The organism is Desulfobacula sp. (assembly GCF_030145145.1).
Classification (GTDB): domain Bacteria; phylum Desulfobacterota; class Desulfobacteria; order Desulfobacterales; family Desulfobacteraceae; genus Desulfobacula.
Genome location: NZ_JAQYWD010000008.1, coordinates 86786 through 107606 on the forward strand (window position 1 = coordinate 86786; position 20821 = coordinate 107606).

Consider the following 20821-nt stretch of genomic DNA (forward strand, 5'->3'; position numbering starts at 1 on the left):
GCAATGAATGGCGGTTGTTATGCTAACCGCCATTTCCATCACCGCTTCAACCACAGGCATGACATCTTAGGTATTTTTGAAATAGGTGACGTATTACAAACAGGGATTAAAGGGCAATCATTTTTTGGACAGCCCCGAACGCCGCTTTTCGGATATCTTCCGGGACCGTTATGGTACCGGTCAGGTTTTCCAGGCTGTCGGCTATATTTTCCAGCGGCATATCGGGCAAGATTCTTATCCGGTGTCATCAGGATTTCATCGGCATCTATGCTGTTCACAACCTTGAGGACATTGGCAGAAGTGCAGCAGATATCTGAAACGGCTTTGACGGCAGCAGCAGAATTGACATAGGTGACAACGGGGATGTTTCCTAATTCCTTTTTCCGGGCGGTTAAGATCTCTGGGGCCACCATATCCGCCATGGGACAGCCGGCATCTGTATTGGGCAGCAGCACGGTTTTTTCAGGAGAAAGAATGACGGCTGTTTCTGCCATGAAACGAACACCGCAGAAGACAATGATGCTGGCGTTGGTTTTTGAAGCCTTGATACTTAATTAAAGGGAATCCCCACACAGATCGGCGATATCTTGAATTTCAGGGGGTTGATAATTGTGGGCCAGGATGATGGCATTTTTCGTTTTGGCGAGGTGTTGTATCTTTTTTATCATTGCGTGACCTTAATTTGTCATTAATCCATATTTATTATGTCGACCCCCTGGGGCGCTTTAAACTCAAACACCTCCGGGTCAATTTTACCAAATTGAATATGGGTGAATTCAAACAGGGTGGTGTCATCGTAAGGATTATAGCTGACAACCCGCACAATTTCATTGGTTTTTTTTGATATCCGGATCACAATCGAAGAAATTTCAGGGGTTTGTTTTTTGGCAACCAGTTCAATTGCTACATAATCAGTTGTCACTTGTTTAATCGTGATGGAATAATTTTTTCTGACAAGGGAAATATCTGATAAAAAAGCCCCGCCTGCACCGGATTTAAAAAACTGGGCAGCATCGCCTTTCATCACTTGATTTTCCTGGGGGCGAAAAATCCATAGCCATTTGCCATTGGTAATGATTTCATGGTGTTCGGGTTCCATATATTCCCATTTCATTTTTCCGGGATGACTGAAAGATGCGCTGCCGGACGCTCGTTCAGTAATATCAAGAGCGTCAAGTCTGGAAATCTGTGTAAAATCGGCCTTGAAATCTTTACCTGCATATTTTTTTTCAATGGCAGTTAAAACGTCTTCTTTCATCCTATCATAGTCAACGGCAGATGCCGTTGAAAAAAAAATACAACAGCCCAGTGCGATGGAAAATAGGGTGATGCCGGCCCGGTGGATGATGGATGTCAATGTGTCTCCTTTTTAAAGATTATCGAAGCAGTTTTTTAATGTCTTTTCTTTTATCTTCCGCATAGAGTCTTCGCAATTTTGGTTTTTCGATTTTCCCGGTGGGGTTTCTGGGGACATCTCCAAAAAATATTTTTCTCAGGTGTTTATATCGGGGAAGGTCCTGTTGAAATTCGATGATATCACTTTCGCAAAGTATACACCCCGGCTTAACACTGATGATCCCGGCAGGAATTTCTCCCAACCGATCGTCCGGGATGCCGATAACTGCAATATCTTTTATTCGTTTGTTGTGTAGAAAAAAATTTTCAATTTCAACGGGAAAAATGTTTTCTCCGCCGTAGATAATCATGTCTTTTTTCCGATCCACAAGCCAGATAAGCCCGTGGATATCATATCTGGCAATGTCGCCGGTGTGAAGCCACCCGTCTTTGAGGGCCTCGGCCGTGGCCTCGGGGTTCTTATAGTATTCTTTCATGACCCCCGGACCTTTGACAATGAGTTCCCCGGATTCATTGCCGAACAGCAGGTTTCCCTGTTTGTCCACAATTTTTGCTTCCCACTCAAATCCGGGTGATCCAATGGGACCGATTTTGTCCGCATTTTCCATGCCCAAATGAACACACCCCGGGCCGGTGGATTCAGTCAGTCCGTAATTTGTATCGTAATCTTGACCGGGAAAATAGGTGGACCAGTTTTTAATCAGGCTTGGCGGCACTGGTTGGGCTCCGGCATGCATCAATCGCCACTGGGAAAGGGTGTATTTTGACAGATCGATTTCTTTATTTTCAATGGCAATAAGGATGTCATGGGCCCAGGGAACCAGAAGCCAGGCAATAGTACACAACTCTTCGGAGACAGCCTCGATTATCCATTGGGGGGTTACCCCCTTTAGAAGGATACATTTCCCGCCTACCAGAAAACTGCCCATCCAGTGCATCTTGGCACCGGTATGATACAGGGGAGGAATACAAAGGAAAATGTCTTCATGGGTCTGACCATGATGGGCCTGTTCCACATAACATGCCTGCTCAAGGTTTCTATGGGTTAAAAGGACGGCTTTTGGGTTTCCGGTTGTGCCACTGGTAAAATATAACGCAGCATCATCCTCAACATCCAGAGGCACCTCCAGAGGGTCATCTCCTGATTCCGGTTCAATGAATTTTTCATAGGGTACCGCCCAGTCAGGACACATCGTTTCCGGGCCTGTAAAAATCCAGAGTTGGACGGATTTTTCAAGCTCATTTCGGACAGCTTCAATTTTTTCGATGAATTCTTCCCCGAATATAAACACGGTGGCTTCAGCGGTGCGGGTGCAAAGAAGGATTTTGTCAGATTCAAATCTGAAGTTTAAGGGGACTGCCCAGGCCCCTGTGTAAAGGATGCCAAAATAAATGGGAAGCCAGTCAAGACTATTGGTCATTAGTTGTACAATTTTGTCCCCTTTTTGGATCCCCCGTTTTTTAAGGGCATTGGCCAGTCGATTGGATGTCCGATAAAAGCCTTCCCAGGTAATGGATTTTCGGGAATTCTCAGAAGGTATACGCTCCACCAGAGCGGTCTCGTTTTTATACTTCCAGGCATTTCTGGTTAGAATTTCAGTGATAATCATTTAAAAACAAAGGCCCCTCTTTAGATATAAAAATCCTGCCGTGCAACTATAAAACACGGCAGGATGATATTCAACAGGTTTTGTATTTTTTTACTTGTCTTTTTTTACTTCTTCAAAGTCAGCGTCCACAACATCATCGTCATCCTGGGGTGGTGTACCCGCACCAGCCCCCTGCGCACCCTGGCCATCCTGGGATGCCTGCTGGTACATGACCTCGGCAAGCTTATGGGATGCCTGGGACAAGGCTTCAATTTTTTGCTTGATGTCATCAATATCGTTTGATTCTTTGGCCTGTTTCAGAGCTTCAACAGCGGCTTCAATGCCTTTTCTGGTCTCTTCATCAACCTTTCCGCCATGTTCTTTCAATGTTTTTTCCGTCTGGTCAACAAGTGCCTCTGCACTGTTTTTCGTATCAACCAGTTCTCTTTTTTTCTTATCATCTTCGGCATGCAGCTCTGCATCCTTTACCATCTGGTTGATTTCATCTTCTGAAAGACCACTGGCCGCGGTGATACGGATGGATTGTTGTTTTGCGGTTGCCTTGTCTTTTGCGGCGACATGAACAATCCCATTGGCATCAATATCAAAGGAAACCTCAATCTGGGGTACGCCCCTTGGTGCCGGGGGAATTTCAGACAATTCAAATTGTCCAAGGGTTTTATTGTCTGCTGCCATTTGTCTTTCACCCTGAAGCACATGGATGGAGACGGCGGGCTGATTATCGGCAGCAGTTGAAAATACCTGGCTTTTTTTGGTGGGAATGGTTGTGTTTTTGTCAATGAGTTTGGTCATCACGCCACCAAGGGTTTCAATGCCCAGAGATAAGGGCGTAACATCCAGCAGAAGAACATCATTGACATCCCCCTGCAGCACACCGGCCTGAACCGCTGCACCCATGGCAACAACCTCATCCGGATTGACGCCTTTATTGGGTTTTTTCCCAAATATTTTTTCAACCCGTTCCTGAACGGCGGGCATACGGGTCATCCCCCCAACAAGAACCACTTCATCAACACCACCAGATCCCAGATTGGCTTCTTTTAAAGCGGTTCTACAGGGTTTTTCAAGTTTATCCAAAAGATCGGAAACCAGAGATTCCAGTTTTGCCCGGGTCAACTTTACATCAAGGTGTTTGGGGCCGGATGCATCAGCAGTTATAAACGGCAGGTTGATACTGGTTTCAGTGGATGTTGACAGTTCCATTTTGGCTTTTTCAGCCGCTTCTTTCAGCCGCTGGAGGGCCATTTTATCACTTCGAACGTTAATCCCCTGTTCTCTTTTAAATTCATCGGCAATATAATCAATAATTCTCAGGTCAAAATCTTCTCCGCCTAAATGGGTATCCCCGGAGGTTGATTTTACTTCGAATACGCCATCGCCGATTTCAAGGACGGAAACATCAAATGTACCTCCGCCTAAATCGAATACGGCAATTTTTTCTTCGCCTTTTTTATCCAGTCCATAAGCCAGAGATGCTGCTGTGGGTTCATTGATAATTCGTTTGACGATAAGACCGGCGATTTTGCCGGCATCTTTTGTGGCTTGTCTCTGGCTGTCATTAAAATAGGCGGGTACGGTAATAACCGCTTCTGTGACCTCTTCTCCCAGATAATCTTCTGCCGTCTTTTTGATATTGGCCAGTATAAAGGATGAAATTTCAGCCGGGCTGTATTGTTTTCCCCTTAGATTGATTCGGGTGTCGCCATTGGATGCGGCTTCAATTTTATACGGAAGATTTGGAATATCATTCTGGATTTCGGTTGAATTAAATTTTCGTCCGATTAATCTTTTGACACCGAACACCGTGTTCTCAGGGTTAGTGACTGCTTGCCTTTTTGCGATTTGACCCACAATGCGTTCACCGCTTTCCGTAACAGCAACGATGGATGGTGTGGTTCGACCGCCTTCTGCATTTGAAATGATTTTTGCTTCACCGCCTGATTCCATAACTGCTACACAAGAATTGGTTGTTCCTAAATCTATTCCAATTATTTTACCCATAACTTACCCTCCAAGATAGCTTTAATTTTCTTTAAGTGCTTCATTTTTTTCTAGTTTTTTTGAGACAATAACCATAGCAGGCCTGATTAATCGGCCATGGAGACAATACCCTTTCTGCAGAACGGTCGTGACAGTGTTCTCAGGAACTTCATCGGTTTCTTCCTGGTTGACAGCCTGGTGAAAATTCGGGTCAAACAATTGATTTTCAGCCTCCACCGGCGTGACATTAAAGGTCTCAAAAAGCTTGATAACTTCCTTGTGTGTCAGCCTAACCCCTCCGAGCAAACCGTCTTCATCTGATGTCTCTTTAGCGGATAGGATGGCCCTTTCAAGATTATCGACAACAGTTAATAACTGTCTGAAAACAGCCTCATTTGCAAATTTTTTAAACTCATCCAGCTCCCGTTGCTTTCTTTTTTTAAAGTTTTCAAATTCAGCCAACAGCCTTAAATTTCGGTCTTTTTCATCCGAAAGCTGCTCTTTCAGCTCATTGATCACCGTTTTATCAGATGTATTTTTTTTTTGCGATTTTTCGGGTTTGTCTTTTACGTTAACTTCCTTCGCTTTTTTTTCGGGAGAACCCTCTGGTTTGGTTTCTTTCAGTGGTTTCTTTTTTTCTTTTGCCAATGTTTTCTCCTACTCCCAATACCCTTTACTCAAGAGTCATTTCTAAAAATTATGAATTAAATTCTGGCTGAAAAATAAGTCTGTTTAAAAGCATGTCAAGATATAAAAATGATGGGGTTAAAAAGAAAGAATCCGGCTGGCAGACGGTTAAGGAAAATTGCATGACCGGGATCGATCCACGACACAGAAGAGTTCACTTATCGCTGCTTCCTTCCGGACCTGACGAGGTTCATGGCCTTCTATTACGAGGCGACCGATCAGAATTATCCAAACCCGACCTGCACAGCCGGACGATTCATGTATAATGGTTTTTAAAGTTTTTTTCAAGCGCAATTATTTTAGCAGTTGGTGGGGCGTTAAAATATGGGTTGAACAAGCGGTTTATTTTGGTATAGTAATTCCATGCTTGATTATGGATTTAATAACGGTAAACGGGTTAGTTTTTTACCACAGGAGAATGATATGAGTGAAATAGTGCATCAGGGAACCCAAACGATCATTAAACCCGGTATGGATGTTGTCGCTTCCATGGCCGAAGACTTTAAGGCAGAGCTGCTTGCGGTGATCAATGAATCTTCAACTGACGTGGTGATTGATCTGGAAGGTGTGGAAATGCTTGATTCCATCGGGATAGGGGTGATTATTGCTGCACACAACACATTGAGCCAGTCTGACCGGAAACTCAAAGTGATCAACGTTGTGAAAGATGTTTATGGCCTGTTTGCCACCATGCGATTGAACCGTCGCTTCACCGTAGAAGCAATGGGATAGCCCCGAGGCATAAAATGAAATCACGAGTGTTTTTTTTGTGCGCTGTTTTTTTGGGGGGACTTTTGGTTTCAGCTTGCCAGGAGGAACGAGAAAAAAATGATTATTCAGGGTTTTCAAAGCTGATTGCGGAACGGAATAAGGCCCGCCATAAAGGGGTTGAAAATTCACTTGAAAACAAGGAGAGTTCAAAAAAAACATCAACAAATAATACCGGGAGTTCAACATCTTCTTCCACTGAAAAGAAAGAAAAACTTTCATCGATTATCCTTTATCAGGAGGATGTGAAAATCGTTGGGTCAAAGTCTCAGCGGACCTTGGCAAAAGGGGTGGCCTATCTTAACAAGCAAGGTCAAATTGTAAGGATTAGGATTTTAAAAGAGTAGGTGAAAAACACCAACCCACAAACGGATACGTGGTATTGTGGTTTGGTCGGGGCGAGAGGATTCGAACCTCCGACATCTTGCTCCCAAAGCAAGCGCGCTACCAGGCTGCGCTACGCCCCGACTTTTTTAACAGACATGAAAAAACTTGAGTATCATTTTTAAACAATAAAGGCAAGAAATTTTGTGGTTTATTCTCCCATAAAATAGTGATCAATGCTTTTTGAAATGAGCACCGCATATTCATCCAGAATGATATCGATTTCATCCGGTGGTTGGGGCAGTGTTGATATACAGAAGGGTTCAATCAGTATGGCCGGCATGGTCAAGCCTTCAAGCAGCAGGATGGGGGAGCCTGTTGATAAAAATTGATGGGTTTTTTTATGGGTGGAAAAAATGCTGAAAAATGAATTGATGACCTGTTTGCTCCCGGGTTGATGCAGCAGGGGGTGTGATTTCCATGTGCTGTCGTTAGCGGTAGCCAATTTCGGGTAGGGGGCTGGTGGATCAAAATAGTAACAAAAAACAAAAGGTTGGTTTGAACGATGTAAATGGATGCTGAGAAAAAGGTCTGCCGTGTTTTTGTTTGCCAGAAAAATTCGTTCCCGGGCAGGAATATGTAAATCATTGTTTCGGGTCAAAAGAACATTGTATCGCTTTTCAAGCAGTTTTCCCGTTTTCCGGGCCAGTTTTAACGCAATGTTTTTTTCTTTCAGGCCGCTGGAAGAGATGAGTCCGGTATCGGTGCCCCCGTGGCCAGGGTCGATGACAATCATTTGCTGGGTGGTTTGAATGGTTTGATACCCAACTCCCATGTTCGGTAGTATCAATAGGGATAAGAGGATAACAAACGCTGAAACTATTTCTTTGGGCAATTTTCTTGACACCTTTATATATAAGCGTTATCTTAGTAGACTTTGTGCAAAAGTAAATTTGATGTAATATTATTTAATATATTACATTTTTTTAATTATTTGAAGCAGTGTTTAATAAATAATTCAATTTTAATAAAATGAATACAGGACGGAAACATGCAGGTAAAAATTGAAGATAAGAGCAGCGTAAAAAAAGTGCTCTCTTTTGAAATCCCCAAAGAGGACATTACCAAAGAACTTGATAAAGCATATAATGAGCTGAAAAAAAAAGCGGATGTGAAAGGATTCCGAAAGGGTAAAATTCCTCGCAAGGTTTTGGAAAATAGATTTTCAAAGGATGTTCACGCAGAGGTTGCACCGCGTTTGATCCAGGAAGCATTTATGGACGCCATTAAAAACCATGATCTGAATATTGTGGGGGGGCCCCAAATGGATCCACCGGAATTAGATCCTGACAAGGCGTATGCCTTCGATATCTCGGTGGAAGTCAAACCCGAACTTGATGACATCGAATTCCAAGGGATTGCGCTGGAAAAAACAAAGTATGAAATATCAGATGGTGAGATAGAAAGCCAGATATTCATGATTCAGAAAACCATGGCTAAGAAACAAACCGTCCAAGAAGAACGTCCTGTAAAAGAGAGTGATTTTGTTCTGATAGATTATGAGGGATTTTTTAATGGAGAGCCTTTTGAGGCGGCCCCGAAAGTAGAAAATTTCGTTATGGGCATTGGACAGGGAACCCTGCCCAAAGAATTTTCTGAAAAGCTGATAGGGGCCATCCCAGTGCAGGACCTTGAAATAGAAGTGCCATATGCGGATGATTATCATGATGAGCATCTCAAAGGAAAAACCCTTGTCTATAAGGTAGCCTTAAAAGAAATTCAGGAAGAGATTCTGCCTGAACTTAACGATGATCTTGTAAAGGATCTGGGAAAATTTGAAACCCTGGATGATGTCCGGGCTTCCATTCGTGAAAATTTGGAAAAAGGATATGCCCAAAGAATAAAGCACGAGCTTTCCGAACAGGTTTTCCAGAATCTTTTGGATAAATATACGTTTGAAGTGCCGGATGCCCTGATTGAAGGAGAGCTCAATGGTATTATAATGGAAGCAGAACAAGCGTATTCCGCCAATAATACCACCCTTGAGGAAGCCGGTTTGAGCAGTGATATGTTAAGGTCTCAGTATCGGGATGTGGCAGAAAAGCAGGCCAGAAGACATTTGATTCTGGATAAAATTATTTCCCAGGAAACCCTGGAGCTTACGGATGAAGAATTGGAAAAAGGGTTTGAGGAAATGGCATTTGGGATGAATATGCCGGTTGATGCCGTAAAAAGTTTTTTCAACAGGGATCCCAAGCAGTTGGAATATTATAAACACGGCCAACTTGAAAAAAAGGCCATTGACCTTATAATAGAAAAAGGAAGCATTACCGACGTCGAACCTGAGGGGGCTGATGATGGTGCTGAAACTCAAGAAGCAGATGTACTAGACGAGTAAGCGTAAGTTGTTATTTACCGTACAATACGCATTAAGAAAATGAAAACAAAAAAATTATAAGGAGTTGTATCGTGCCTCTAATTCCAATGGTTGTTGAGCAATCTAACAGAGGGGAGCGTGCTTATGACATTTATTCACGCCTTTTAAAGGATAGAATTGTTTTTATCGGATCGGCCATTGATAATGAGATTGCAAATCTTATTGTTGCCCAGCTGTTGTTTCTGGAATCTGAAGATCCTGAAAAGGATATCAGTTTTTATATCAATTCTCCAGGCGGCGTAGTAACGGCAGGTCTGGCGATCTATGATACCATGCAATATATAAAGTCGGATGTGGCAACCGTGTGTATCGGACAAGCCGCCAGTATGGGGGCACTTTTACTGACTGCAGGTGCTAAAGGGAAACGATTTGCCCTGCCGAATTCCAGAATAATGATTCATCAGCCACTTGGCGGTGCCCAGGGACAAGCCTCGGATATTAAAATTCAGGCCAATGAGATTTTAAGGATGAGAGAAACCTTAAATGAGATCTTATCCACTCATACGGGTCAGGATATTAAAAAAATATCCGAAGACACTGAAAGAGATTTTTTCATGTCATCAATGGAAGCCATGACATATGGTATTGTTGACAGGGTTGTTGCTGACAGAAGTGAGTTGGAAGAAGAGATAGACGACTCTTCGAAGGAGTGATTTAATTATGGCTCGAAAAAATGAAGACAATGATCAGTTTTTCTGTTCTTTTTGTGGTAAAAATCAAAAAGAGGTTAAAAAACTGATTGCAGGCCCCAGTGTTTACATTTGTAATGAATGTATCAATTTGTGCGGTGAGATTATTGAAGATGAAGAAAAAGAAAAACAGGCTGAAAAGACTGGGTTAAAAGAGTTCTTAAAACCCAAACAGATAAAGGAATTGCTTGATACGTATGTTATTGAGCAGGATCATGCAAAAAAAGTGCTTTCTGTGGCAGTTTATAATCATTACAAACGTCTAAGTTCAACCCTGGAAAAAAAAAATGATGATGTGGAAATTGAAAAGAGCAATATCCTTATCATCGGTCCCACCGGGTGTGGGAAAACACTGCTTGCACAGACCCTTGCCAGATTTTTAGATGTTCCCTTTGCCATCGCAGATGCCACGGCTTTGACCGAAGCGGGCTATGTTGGAGAAGATGTTGAAAATATCGTTCTTTCCCTTGTTCAGAATGCTGATTATGATATTGAGAAGGCTCAAAAAGGCATTATTTATATTGATGAGATCGATAAAATATCCCAGCGGGGTGACAACCCCTCCATAACCCGGGATGTTTCAGGGGAGGGTGTTCAACAGGCCCTTTTAAAAATCATAGAAGGCACGGTTGCCAGTATCCCGCCAAAGGGGGGGAGAAAACATCCCCAGCAGGACTATGTAAAGGTGGATACGTCCAACATCCTTTTTATTTGTGGCGGGACGTTTACAGGGCTTGAAAAGGTCATTGAAAGAAGAATTACCCATAAAACCATGGGATTTGGCGCTAAGATCGTTGATAAAAAGGACAAAAATATCGGTGAGCTTCTTGAACAGCTCAAACCCGAGGACCTGATTCGATTCGGACTTATCCCGGAGTTTTTAGGCAGACTGCCCATTATTACATCCATTGGCGAATTGAATGAAAAATCATTGGTTAAAATTCTCACTGAGCCAAAGAATGCCATTATTAAACAATACCAGGAATTGTTCAAGGTTGAAGGGGTGGACCTCCAATTTACGGATGAGGCCCTTGAAGCCATGGCCAAAGAAGCCGTAAAAAGAAAATCCGGGGCAAGGGGACTGCGGGCGATCATGGAAGAAACCATGTTGGATATCATGTATGAAATTCCGTCTAAAAAGAATGTCCGGGAGTGCGTGGTTGGAGAAGAAGTCGTTTTAAAAAATGAAGACCCGATACTGCTTTATGAGCAGCCTAAAAAGCAAGCCTGAACCTAAAGAGAGTTTTAAAATTTAATGATTAATATTTCCAAGTTTTTTCACCAGGATGGGTCGGAGAGTATCAAAAAGCAGCTTCCTTTGGTACCGTTAAGAGACATGGTATTGTTTCCCTATATTACCACCTCTGTTTTTGTTGGAAGGGATAAATCCATTAAGGCGTTGTCTGAAGCCATGGGTGCAGACAGAAAGATTTTTTTAACCACCCAGAAAGATCCTGAAGTCTTAAAACCGACGATTCACGATATTTTTCAGGTGGGTACTGAAGCCACGATCACCCAGCTTCTCAAATTACCCGACGGGACTGTTAAGGCATTGATCGAAGGGTGTGAAAGAGGAAAAATTGTTAAATTAAATGATGAGGGCGGCTGCCTGTCTGTTCAATACATTCCGGTTACTGAAACAGCTATTTTGGAACCGGCTGGCGAAGCCGCTGTCAGGACGGTTACAGAGGCGTTTAAACGTTATGTTCAACTGTCTGGAGCCGTACCGCAGAGTTTTTTCAAAACCCTTGACGCATTGTCATCCCATGAATCCAGATATGCGGATACAATTGCGAGCCAGATGCCGTTTAAAGTGGCAGACAAACAAAAATTGCTCGAGTGTGGTCATATAGAAGATCGATTTTTTTTGTTGTTAAAGCTGATTCAAAAGGAAACTGAAGTCTTTACCATGTCCCAGAAAATAAAGGGCAGGGTAAAGGAGCAAATGGAAACGCTTCAAAAAAAACATTACTTGAACGAGCAGATGCAGGCCATCAAGAAAGAAATGGGAGAAGATGGCAGTGCATCAGAATTCCAGGACCTCGAAAATCGAATAAAGAAAAAAAGGATGTCCAAAGAAGGGGCTTCTGTTGCCAGAAGAGAGCTTGCAAAGTTGAAAATGATGTCTCCCATGTCATCGGAAGCCACAGTGGTCAGGAACTATATTGACTGGTTGGTTTCTTTGCCCTGGTATAGAAAAAACCGGTCAAACACTGATTTGAAAAAAGCCGAACAAATTCTGGATCAGGATCACTATGGGCTTGAGAAACCCAAAGAAAGAATTCTTGAGTATTTAGCCGTACAGATTCTGGTGAAAAAAATCAAAGGGCCGATTCTCTGCCTGGTCGGTCCCCCGGGTGTGGGGAAAACTTCCTTGGCAAGATCCGTGGCTTCAGCTACGGGAAGAGCCTTTGCAAGAGTTTCCCTGGGGGGCGTAAGGGATGAGGCCGAAATCAGGGGGCACCGGAGAACCTATGTAGGCGCTATGCCCGGCCGGATTATTCAAACCTTAAAAAAAATAGGATATAACAATCCTGTCTTCTGCCTGGATGAGATTGATAAAATGACGGTGGATTTCAGGGGTGATCCTTCCTCAGCTTTGCTTGAGGCATTGGATCCGGAACAGAATAAAAACTTTAATGATCATTATCTTGAAGTGGATTATGATCTGTCGGAAATTCTTTTTATCACCACTGCCAATACCTTGTATGATATTCCCGCACCGTTGAGAGACCGGATGGAAATTATCCAGATACCAGGCTATACCGCCTATGAAAAGGTGAAAATTGCCACAGGATATTTGATACCCAAGCAATTGAAAGAAAATGGTCTTACGGATTCAGATGCGGTTTTTTCAAAAAATGCCATTCATTCCATTATCAAACACTATACCAAAGAAGCAGGGGTTCGAAATCTGGAACGGGAAATTTCATCTGTTTTACGAAAAATAGCCAAACAGATTGTTCAGACCGATCATAGAAAGCGCCATCACATTACGACAACCATGGTTTTAAAATATTTAGGACAATCTCGTTTTCGAGACAGTGCCCGGGAAAAAGAAGACAAGATAGGGATTGTTACAGGTCTTGCCTGGACCCCCTCCGGAGGGGAATTGCTTACCATAGAGGCGGTAACCATGCCGGGCAAGGGACATGTCATGGTCACCGGGAAGCTCGGGGAGGTCATGAAAGAATCTTCCCAGGCGGCAGTCAGTTATGTCAGGTCCCGGAGCAAAGAATTAAAGATCAAAGAAGATTTTTATAAAAATCTGGATATCCACATCCATGTTCCCGAAGGTGCCATCCCCAAGGATGGCCCGTCAGCTGGGATCTCCATGTGTGCGGCAGTCGTGTCTGTCTTGATCGGCAAACCGATTTCAAGACAGATTGCCATGACCGGTGAAATCACATTGCGGGGAAGGGTACTTCCGGTTGGTGGTCTGAAGGAAAAACTCCTGGCAGCCCATGCCAATGGCATTAAACGGGTTATTGTATCAGCAGAGAACAGAACAGATATTAACGAGATTCCAAAATCCATTCAAAAGCAAATGGAAATTGTTTATGCTGAGGATATGTCTGACGTGCTTGAAAATGCATTTTCATGATAGGATATCATCCATGATATGATATGAATTCCGTCATGGCATCTATTTCGCTTTTTGTGGCAAGGGCTCTTCGGATTTTAACCATCTTTTTATGTTCGTCCTTGCTCATTATCAGGTCTTCTTTTCGCGTTCCAGACTTCTTGATATTAATGGCCGGCCATATCCGCTGCTCTGCACAATCCCGGGAAAGATACAGATCCATATTTCCGGTGCCTTTGAATTCCTGATAGATAATTTCATCCATACGACTGCCGGTATCCACAAGGATGGTGGCAATAATGGTTAAAGATCCGCCATTTTCAAGTTTTCTGGCGGCGCCGAAAATTTTTCTGGGAAATTCCATGGCATTGGCGCCCAATCCACCGCTCATCGTCTTTCCGTGACTGTCTGTATCTGCATTAAATGCCCGGGTCATCCGGGTTAAAGAGTCGATGAATACCACGGCATCCTGTCCAATCTCAGCACATCGGATGGCCGTATGCATGGCGAGGCGGGTCATTCTCATGTGCTGGCCAATTTGCTGGTCTGCAGACGAGTACAAGACATGGGCATTTTTCAGGCCCCTTTGGAAGTCCGTTACTTCCTCTGGCCTTTCATCAACCAGGAGAACAAAAACCTTAGCATCCGGATGATTCAGCACCACTGAGTTTGCCATATGCCGTAATAAAGAGGTTTTACCGGATTTGGGCGGAGAGATAATCAGTCCTCTCTGGCCCATGCCAATGGGCACGATCATATCGATGGCTTTCCCGGTAATATCTGCTTCATCTTGTGTCATACAATATCGTTCAAAAGGGTTAATGCTGATCTGGTCTGTCAAAAGGGGGGTATTGATAAATTCATCAACCGGGAGTTTGTTGATGGTCTCAATCCTGATTAAGGCAAGATTCTGGTTACTGGGCCCTTTTTGTTCACCAAATCCTTCGATAAAACTGCCCTCTTTCAGGTTTAGTTTTCGAATCAAACTGTTGGGTACATAGGTGTTTTCAGGTTTGGGCTGGAAGTTTTCTTCTATGGTTCTTAAAAATCCAAACCCTTTGTCCATAATTTCAAGGTGTCCTTGTACGGGCTCCATTATCCGGCTCCTTAGTGGAAATTCAGGAATTAAAACAAGCAATTGATCGCCAGTATTCCATTGGGTAAACGATTACGGGATATGATACGTGAAAAAAACAGATTTCAATTTTTTAGGTGAAAAATTGAATTGTTGCACATCCGATACTGTATTTATAACATTTTTAATAGGGCCTTGCAAGCAAGGCCAGGGATTAATTTTTTTTCCTAAAAAATAATACGGCTAATTTGCTTTTTAGGATAGTTTTTGCTTGACACAATTTTTTGATATTGATATAAGTCTTCTTGTTTTACGGGCGATTAACTCAGTTGGGAGAGTGCAACCCTTACAAGGTTGAAGTCGCAGGTTCAAGCCCTGCATCGCCCACCAAAAAAAGTGACATCCGGGGGTGTAGTTCAGTTGGTTAGAACGCTTGCCTGTCACGCAAGAGGTCGCGAGTTCGAGTCTCGTCACTCCCGCCATCATAAAGCAAAAAGGACCTTTAGTGAAAACTAAAGGTCCTTTTTTTGTTTTAAGATTGTTCTGACGGTTTAGCCGGCTGTGTCTTCGAGGGCTCTGATGATCGCAGTTCCCATGGTCCGGGTATCCACTGCAGCATCGATATTGTCTGTCAGGTCAGCTGTAAAAATACCATTTTCAAGAACGGCTGAAATGGATTGCTCAATGGCGTTGGCGGCATCTAAGTATCCAAAGGTATATCTCAACATCATGGCACCGGATAGAATCTGAGCAATGGGGTTTGCAATCCCTTTTCCGGCAATATCCGGCGCAGAACCCCCTGCCGGCTCATAGAGTCCGAATTTTTTTTCATTCAGGCTGGCAGATGCCAAAAGACCCATTGAGCCGGTAATCATCGCGCATTCATCAGAAATGATATCCCCGAACATATTTCCACACAACAATACATCAAATTGATGGGGATTTTTAATCAACTGCATGGTGGCATTATCGACATAGATATGATTCAGGGATACATCTGGATACTCCTTGGCCACCTGTGTTACTGTTTCCCGCCATAAGACCATGGAATAAAGGACATTGGCCTTGTCCACCGAGGTCACGATATGATTCCTTTTCCGGGCAGCTTCAAAGGCCATTCTGGCGATTCTTTCAATTTCAAACCGTGAATAGACCATTGTATCATAGGCTTTTTCAGCAAGGCCTTCTCCTTCTCTTCCCTTGGGTTCGCCAAAATAAATGCCGCCTGTTAATTCTCTTACGCAAAGAATATCAAATCCATTTTTAACAATTTCGGGTTTTAACGGAGAGGCAGATGCCAGTGTTGGGAAAACTTTTGCCCGTCTGAGATTACAATATAATCCAAAAATTTTTCTTAGGGGCAGCAGGGCACCTCTTTCCGGTTGTTTTTCCGGTGGAAGCTGTTCCCATTTGGGCCCGCCGACTGAGCCAAATAAAATAGCATCGCTCTGTTCGCATAGGGCTAACGTGGAATCCGGTAATGCAACCCCATGATTGTCAATGGCAGCACCACCAATGTCAGCCCATTCATACTCCAGGGAGAATCCATAAAGTTTTTCAGTCGTTTTAAGAACGTTGACCGCTTGTTCCATAACCTCGGGGCCGATTCCATCTCCTGGGAGTAGTGCAATTTTGTTCAAACCTGTTGATCTCCTTAAGTTTAAAGTTATTTTTAAATTTAATATATGATATAAAATAAGGGAATAATCAATAGTTTATTTAGTTTTTATAAAATAAGTTTAAAAATACTGGATTCTGTACGATGAAAAAAGGCTATATCCATTTATACACGGGGAATGGAAAGGGTAAAACCACAGCTGCCCTCGGCCTGGCCTTACGGGCTGCCGGTCATGATTTTTCCGTCTATATTGCTCAATTTATGAAGGGACAGCCTTATGGAGAGATGTCAAGCATCGCGTTAATTCCCAATATTACCCTAAAACAATTTGGCGATCCCGGATGTATCAGAAAAGAAGAGGTTACCCCTAAACATATTTTTCAGGCCCAAAAAGGGATGACAGAATTCGGTGCGATCATGAAACAGGGGGCGTATGATATGTTGATTATGGATGAAATTTGTGTCGCCATATGGTTCGGTCTGATTTCAGAGTCCCAGGTGATCCATATGATGCAATCAAAACCCCATGAGGTTGAGCTTGTATTAACCGGGCGAAAAGCCACACAAAACTTAATAGACCACGCTGACCTGGTAACAGAGATGAAGGAAATAAAACATTACTATCATTCTCTTGGAATCCTGGCAAGGCAGGGGATTGAAAATTAATAGATCCAGGCAGACGTCGTTCCCTTGCCTGGATCTATATATTGTTTAAACTTTTAGAACTTTTTTAGCGGACAGCCCCTTATCGTTTTCTTCTAGTTCAAATTGGACGCGTTCTCCTTCTGAAAGTGTTCTGAAACCCGACATCTCAATGGCTGAAAAATGGACAAACACATCATCGCCGGTTTCTTGTTCAATAAAACCAAAGCCTTTTTTTGAATTAAACCATTTGATTGTTCCTTCCACCAAAATTTTTCCTCCTCAATTAGCATTAGTCCGATATACTGATGAAAAATTTGCTCTGGAAAACACTTTCAAGCAGAGCAGCCCCTTTTTATTTTTTATATTCAGGGTGATCGTAATAATGGCTTATTACGTCATTTTAAAAAATGCAAGGGAAAAAAAAGGGGGATGACAAATAAAATCACCCCCCTTTGTAACGTTACAATTTTTTTATGACCTATTTTCTGTTGCCATATTCAGCATAAGCCATTGCTGTAAGCCTGTATACAAGATGGGCCATTTTTGAAAACGGCAGGAAGGCAAACAGTTGAAAGATCGCGATAAGATGCAGGTAGTATATGAAATAAGAAACATATTCCATATGCGCAAGACGGGCCATTTCAGTCAGCAAACCGGTCAAGCCCAATACAAACACAATCACCAGAATAAACCAGTCTTTATAGGTTGTCAGTTGGTCATCTTTTTTGTCAAACCGATTTTTAATCATCAATCCACTGCCTATCACCAGAGCGACGGCTGAAATATTGGCCAACCATTTCAAAGGTGTCAATTGTGAATAGGGACCCGGTGATTGGAAAACATACAGCAGGGCAAATCCGATACTGGTGACGATAAAAAGACCGATAAAAGAATAGAGGACCATCATATGCGGGGTTGCTCTATCCTTATTGGAGTCACATTCGGTGAACTTTTCATGTTTAAGAACCGTTGGAAGAATGCGAATCAGTGCCTGGAAAAGTTCTTTGTAATCCAGGCTTGCCTTGTCGGTTTTACCTTCAAGCACGGCATTTTGATGAATATCCGTTATAAACCGTTTAAGGCCGAGAAAAAAGACAATGACCACAAACGTTGCGGTTGGTACAAATGTCAAATCCACAAACCAGGTCGAAAAAAAATCTGCCTGGGCAATGACATGCTCTGCCCCTTCATGGGCATGGGACCATGCAATGCCAAACACATCAAATATTTTGGTCATGGTTTCCCCGGCAGTCATTGTAATCAATGCCAGTAAAGCGAACCAGATGGCGGGAATGCCAATCAGGTAGGGCAGTTTTTTCGGATCATTGACCGCTTTGGCCAGGCATTTGGGCCTGGCATATTCTGTAATGGCAATGGACCGGATGGCAGAAAGGACATCCCCGGGTGCAGCCCCTCTGGGGCAAAGATCTGAACAATCACCACATTGATGGCACAGCCAGATGTCACCACTTTGTACCAGCTTGTCCTTGAGGCCCCAGGAAGCCGCTATCATTTCTTTTCTTGGGAACGGACTGCCTTCAGGGGCAATGGGGCATGCCACCGAACACGTGGCACATTGGTAACATTTTTTCAGTGTTTCACCACCCAACCCTCTTACCTGAGCGATAAAATCAAGATCTGGTTGAGCTAGATATTTTTCAGTCATACGTATGATACCTCCTAAACTATCTATTTTAAATAGTTTTGATTAGAATCCCTTGAATGGATTTGGACCCAGGTCTTCGACTTCTTCAACAAAGGTATTTATGATTCCAGGAAGTTTGTCATATTCATCAATGGCAACTTCAAAGAAGGCAACCCGTTCTTGTTCAAGTGAAAGGCTTGTCAGTGCATCACCGATTTTCTGTACACGGACCTCTGCAAGTTCAGATCCTTTCATAAAATGACACTGGTAGTCATCTCCATGTTTACAGCCAATGAGGATAACGCCGTCCATGCCCTGTGCCAGTGCATCTTTTATCCAGATAGTGTTCACGGAACCCAGACATCTGACCGGGATAAATCGAACATTGGGAGAGTAATCCATTCTGTTCATCCCCACCATATCAAGGGCTGGGAAAGCATCATTTTCGCAGATAAGGGCCAGGAATCGAAAGGGGGGTTCATCATAATCATCTTCTGATGGAACACCCACTGCTTTGACCTGGGAACCGATGGAATCAATGGTATAGTCAGCAAAAGAGATGATCCTTTCCGGACAGGCTCCCATGCAGGTTCCACATCTTCTACATCTTGTGGGATTGATCTTGGGGGTCCCTTTTTCGTCATCATCAAGGGCGCCAAAGGGACATTCAACCGTACAGCGTTTACATTGGGTACATCTCTGAAAAAAGAATTCCGGATAGGTCATGTCGCCGGACCTAGGGTGAACTGCCATACCCCGATTGGCACTTTCAATACATTGGATGGCTTTCAAGGCAGCGCCGGTGGCATCTTCCATGGATTCTTCAATGGTCATGGCGCGCCGGATGGCCCCGGCCGCATAAATGCCGGTTCGCTGGGTTTCATACGGAAAGCAGATGTAGTTGGAGTCTGCATACTGACCGAAAATATCATTGTCTCTGAATCCCGGACCTTGCCTGTACGCCAGGTTAACAACAGGGTCATCTTTGGTTACAGGCACCATACCGCTTGCAACAACAACCATATCGGCTTTAATGGCCAGATTGTCCCCTAGTAGTGTATTCGTGGCTGTGACCGCCAGCTTACTGCCATTCTGGATAACTTCTGTCACTGCGCCCTTGGTCATGAAAACACCATCTTCCTGCTGCATATTTTTATAAAAATATTCCTGCAGCCCCGGCGTTCTCATATGCTGATAAATAATATAGGCTTTACCATCAGGATAATCTTCCCTGACATATCTGGCTTGTTTCAATGCGACCTGACTGGTGACAGAACCGGAGTATTCAAAGTCTGCATCATCTTCATCTTTGCCTGGAGACTGTATAAAGACAACCTCTTTGGCTTCCTTGCCATCGGAAGGTTTGATGATCTTACCTTTGGCAGCCATTTTTTCAAATTCATCATTGGTTACAACATCCGGAAGGTCAATGCCAAGATGGGCATATGCTTCGCCTTTCAAGACGTCTGGCCGCCAGCCGGCAGCCAGAACCACCGCACCATAAAGACTTCCATCAGGGTCGAGTTGAAGGATGTCTTCTTTGCCTTTATTATATTCAAGGTATTTTTCATGCTGGGCTTCTGCATCCAGTTCTTTACCGGCCTCATCCAGCAGCATCTCTTCCGGAAGCGGGAACGGAACATCAAAGGGGGTTTTTTCCCCGGGTTTTTTGAATGTAACTGTAAATTCTCCAGGCTGACCAGCGATACGGGCGACTTCAGTGGCCGTTTTGACATCAATATTGGAAAAGCTTTCCACTTCTGCTATCAGCTCACTGACAATCGGTGTTTGTAATTCTTCAAACGGCTCTGTCACCGGCATCTGGCTTCGCATTTGAGCCGCATACCCGCCCAGGGAGTCTGTCTTTTCAACAATGGTCACTTCATAGCCGGCTTTAGCCGCATCAAGGGCTGCAGACATACCGGTTACCCCGCCTCCCAGTACCAGGATCTTTTTTGAAAACGATTCTGTCTGGAACGGTTCAGGCAGCTTTACTTTTTCAACTCTGATCATGCCCATTTTGATATAATCTTCAGCTTTCATCTGAATGGGATCGAAATGCTCTTCATCATCTTTCTGATCTTCGGTGAGCATGGGATATGTTTCTCTTGAATGGGGCCAGACAACGCCTTCTCTCAAATTTACGCGTTCGACAATACAGCCGTCAAATTTGAAAGCATCAAAATTAACCCGCCGGGAGCAGGCACCAATGACAAGTGCATTGGCTTTGCCGTCATCCACATCTTTTTGAATTAATGCCACACCTTCCTTGCTGCAAAGAAACGGATGGGTGGTACAATTAATACCCTCTTCTTCGGGAACATCAACCAGAGCTTCCATGTCGAGGGTATCACCGATTCCACAGCCTGTGCAGATATATACGCCGTATTTTTTATCCATGATT

Annotated in this window: 17 protein-coding genes, 3 tRNA genes, 1 other RNA gene and 1 pseudogene; 9 read left to right on the top strand and 13 right to left on the bottom strand. The window is 43.5% G+C overall.

The window, feature by feature from the left end; genetic code table 11:
- Nucleotides 1-38: 38 nt before the first annotated feature.
- The 6 genes and pseudogenes from nadA to ffs form a co-directional block, all read right to left on the bottom strand.
- Nucleotides 39-668, bottom strand: a pseudogene (gene nadA, locus Q1Q15_RS06105) (quinolinate synthase NadA).
- A 20-nt stretch (nucleotides 669-688) separates the two neighbouring features.
- Nucleotides 689-1357 (bottom strand): outer membrane lipoprotein carrier protein LolA, encoded by a 669-nt coding sequence (locus Q1Q15_RS06110; protein WP_300457698.1) that lies wholly within the window; start codon nucleotides 1355-1357, stop codon nucleotides 689-691.
- Between the two features lie 19 nt (nucleotides 1358-1376).
- Nucleotides 1377-2966 carry a class I adenylate-forming enzyme family protein gene (locus Q1Q15_RS06115; RefSeq protein WP_300457700.1) on the bottom strand — a complete coding sequence of 530 codons (1590 nt, stop codon included), beginning with the start codon at nucleotides 2964-2966 and terminating at the stop codon, nucleotides 1377-1379.
- Nucleotides 2967-3056: 90 nt separating this feature from the next.
- Entirely contained in the window at nucleotides 3057-4967 is a 1911-nt protein-coding gene (gene dnaK / locus Q1Q15_RS06120; RefSeq protein WP_300457702.1) for a molecular chaperone DnaK, read from the bottom strand.
- A gap of 21 nt (nucleotides 4968-4988) precedes the next feature.
- A complete protein-coding gene (gene grpE / locus Q1Q15_RS06125) occupies nucleotides 4989-5594 on the bottom strand; it encodes a nucleotide exchange factor GrpE (protein ID WP_300457704.1) in 606 nt (201 codons plus the stop codon).
- A gap of 162 nt (nucleotides 5595-5756) precedes the next feature.
- Nucleotides 5757-5853: signal recognition particle sRNA small type (ffs, locus tag Q1Q15_RS06130), an RNA gene on the bottom strand.
- A gap of 203 nt (nucleotides 5854-6056) precedes the next feature.
- Between ffs and Q1Q15_RS06135 the strand changes: the two genes are divergently transcribed.
- Both Q1Q15_RS06135 and Q1Q15_RS06140 read left to right on the top strand, forming a co-directional pair.
- Complete coding sequence (locus tag Q1Q15_RS06135) at nucleotides 6057-6365, top strand: STAS domain-containing protein (protein ID WP_300457706.1); 309 nt, start codon at nucleotides 6057-6059, stop codon at nucleotides 6363-6365.
- Nucleotides 6366-6379: 14 nt separating this feature from the next.
- Nucleotides 6380-6748 (top strand): hypothetical protein, encoded by a 369-nt coding sequence (locus Q1Q15_RS06140; RefSeq protein ID WP_300457708.1) that lies wholly within the window; start codon nucleotides 6380-6382, stop codon nucleotides 6746-6748.
- A gap of 43 nt (nucleotides 6749-6791) precedes the next feature.
- On the opposite strand, the gene Q1Q15_RS06145 is transcribed toward Q1Q15_RS06140, so the two are convergent.
- Together Q1Q15_RS06145 and Q1Q15_RS06150 are read right to left on the bottom strand one after the other, a co-directional pair.
- Nucleotides 6792-6868 (bottom strand) — tRNA-Pro (locus tag Q1Q15_RS06145).
- Nucleotides 6869-6936: 68 nt separating this feature from the next.
- On the bottom strand, nucleotides 6937-7620 hold the full coding sequence (locus Q1Q15_RS06150) for an N-acetylmuramoyl-L-alanine amidase (protein WP_300457709.1): 684 nt from the start codon (nucleotides 7618-7620) through the stop codon (nucleotides 6937-6939).
- 156 nt (nucleotides 7621-7776) lie between these two features.
- Between Q1Q15_RS06150 and tig the strand changes: the two genes are divergently transcribed.
- From tig to lon, 4 genes are all read left to right on the top strand, one after another.
- On the top strand, nucleotides 7777-9123 hold the full coding sequence (tig, locus tag Q1Q15_RS06155) for a trigger factor (RefSeq protein ID WP_300457711.1): 1347 nt from the start codon (nucleotides 7777-7779) through the stop codon (nucleotides 9121-9123).
- A gap of 71 nt (nucleotides 9124-9194) precedes the next feature.
- Complete coding sequence (gene clpP / locus Q1Q15_RS06160) at nucleotides 9195-9815, top strand: ATP-dependent Clp endopeptidase proteolytic subunit ClpP (RefSeq protein WP_300457713.1); 621 nt, start codon at nucleotides 9195-9197, stop codon at nucleotides 9813-9815.
- A gap of 7 nt (nucleotides 9816-9822) precedes the next feature.
- Nucleotides 9823-11082, top strand: coding sequence for an ATP-dependent Clp protease ATP-binding subunit ClpX (gene clpX / locus Q1Q15_RS06165; protein WP_300457714.1), 1260 nt, complete (start codon nucleotides 9823-9825; stop codon nucleotides 11080-11082).
- 24 nt (nucleotides 11083-11106) lie between these two features.
- Entirely contained in the window at nucleotides 11107-13455 is a 2349-nt protein-coding gene (gene lon, locus Q1Q15_RS06170; RefSeq protein WP_300457715.1) for an endopeptidase La, read from the top strand.
- Between the two features lie 7 nt (nucleotides 13456-13462).
- On the opposite strand, the gene rho is transcribed toward lon, so the two are convergent.
- Nucleotides 13463-14530 (bottom strand): transcription termination factor Rho, encoded by a 1068-nt coding sequence (gene rho / locus Q1Q15_RS06175; RefSeq protein ID WP_300457716.1) that lies wholly within the window; start codon nucleotides 14528-14530, stop codon nucleotides 13463-13465.
- A gap of 293 nt (nucleotides 14531-14823) precedes the next feature.
- Between rho and Q1Q15_RS06180 the strand changes: the two genes are divergently transcribed.
- Nucleotides 14824-14899: transfer RNA gene (locus tag Q1Q15_RS06180), tRNA-Val, on the top strand.
- A gap of 15 nt (nucleotides 14900-14914) precedes the next feature.
- A tRNA-Asp gene (locus tag Q1Q15_RS06185) sits at nucleotides 14915-14991 on the top strand.
- Between the two features lie 69 nt (nucleotides 14992-15060).
- Here Q1Q15_RS06185 and leuB read toward each other — a convergent pair.
- Entirely contained in the window at nucleotides 15061-16149 is a 1089-nt protein-coding gene (gene leuB / locus Q1Q15_RS06190) for a 3-isopropylmalate dehydrogenase (RefSeq protein WP_300457717.1), read from the bottom strand.
- Nucleotides 16150-16271: 122 nt separating this feature from the next.
- On the opposite strand from leuB, the gene Q1Q15_RS06195 reads away from it, so the two are divergent.
- Nucleotides 16272-16793, top strand: coding sequence for a cob(I)yrinic acid a,c-diamide adenosyltransferase (locus Q1Q15_RS06195; protein WP_300457718.1), 522 nt, complete (start codon nucleotides 16272-16274; stop codon nucleotides 16791-16793).
- Between the two features lie 45 nt (nucleotides 16794-16838).
- Here Q1Q15_RS06195 and Q1Q15_RS06200 read toward each other — a convergent pair whose 3' ends face one another.
- The 3 genes from Q1Q15_RS06200 to Q1Q15_RS06210 all read right to left on the bottom strand — a co-directional run bounded on the left by Q1Q15_RS06200 (nucleotide 16839) and on the right by Q1Q15_RS06210 (nucleotide 20817).
- The gene (locus Q1Q15_RS06200) at nucleotides 16839-17039 is read right to left on the bottom strand and encodes a cold-shock protein (protein WP_300457719.1); all 201 of its coding nucleotides are present in this window, start codon (nucleotides 17037-17039) and stop codon (nucleotides 16839-16841) included.
- 211 nt (nucleotides 17040-17250) lie between these two features.
- Entirely contained in the window at nucleotides 17251-18438 is a 1188-nt protein-coding gene (gene qmoC / locus Q1Q15_RS06205; RefSeq protein ID WP_300457720.1) for a quinone-interacting membrane-bound oxidoreductase complex subunit QmoC, read from the bottom strand.
- A gap of 42 nt (nucleotides 18439-18480) precedes the next feature.
- Nucleotides 18481-20817 (bottom strand): FAD-dependent oxidoreductase, encoded by a 2337-nt coding sequence (locus Q1Q15_RS06210; RefSeq protein WP_300457721.1) that lies wholly within the window; start codon nucleotides 20815-20817, stop codon nucleotides 18481-18483.
- Between the last annotated feature and the right edge of the window lie 4 nt (nucleotides 20818-20821).

Excerpts from the sequence above, each read along its gene's own strand:
- Q1Q15_RS06115 (WP_300457700.1), bottom strand. The coding sequence starts at position 2,966 with ATGATTATCACTGAAATTCTAACCAGAAATGCCTGGAAGTATAAAAAC.
- dnaK (WP_300457702.1), bottom strand. The coding sequence starts at position 4,967 with ATGGGTAAAATAATTGGAATAGATTTAGGAACAACCAATTCTTGTGTA.
- Q1Q15_RS06135 (WP_300457706.1), top strand. The coding sequence starts at position 6,057 with ATGAGTGAAATAGTGCATCAGGGAACCCAAACGATCATTAAACCCGGT.
- Q1Q15_RS06140 (WP_300457708.1), top strand. The coding sequence starts at position 6,380 with ATGAAATCACGAGTGTTTTTTTTGTGCGCTGTTTTTTTGGGGGGACTT.
- tig (WP_300457711.1), top strand. The coding sequence starts at position 7,777 with ATGCAGGTAAAAATTGAAGATAAGAGCAGCGTAAAAAAAGTGCTCTCT.
- clpX (WP_300457714.1), top strand. The coding sequence starts at position 9,823 with ATGGCTCGAAAAAATGAAGACAATGATCAGTTTTTCTGTTCTTTTTGT.
- lon (WP_300457715.1), top strand. The coding sequence starts at position 11,107 with ATGATTAATATTTCCAAGTTTTTTCACCAGGATGGGTCGGAGAGTATC.
- rho (WP_300457716.1), bottom strand. The coding sequence starts at position 14,530 with ATGGAGCCCGTACAAGGACACCTTGAAATTATGGACAAAGGGTTTGGA.
- Q1Q15_RS06195 (WP_300457718.1), top strand. The coding sequence starts at position 16,272 with ATGAAAAAAGGCTATATCCATTTATACACGGGGAATGGAAAGGGTAAA.
- qmoC (WP_300457720.1), bottom strand. The coding sequence starts at position 18,438 with ATGACTGAAAAATATCTAGCTCAACCAGATCTTGATTTTATCGCTCAG.
- Q1Q15_RS06210 (WP_300457721.1), bottom strand. The coding sequence starts at position 20,817 with ATGGATAAAAAATACGGCGTATATATCTGCACAGGCTGTGGAATCGGT.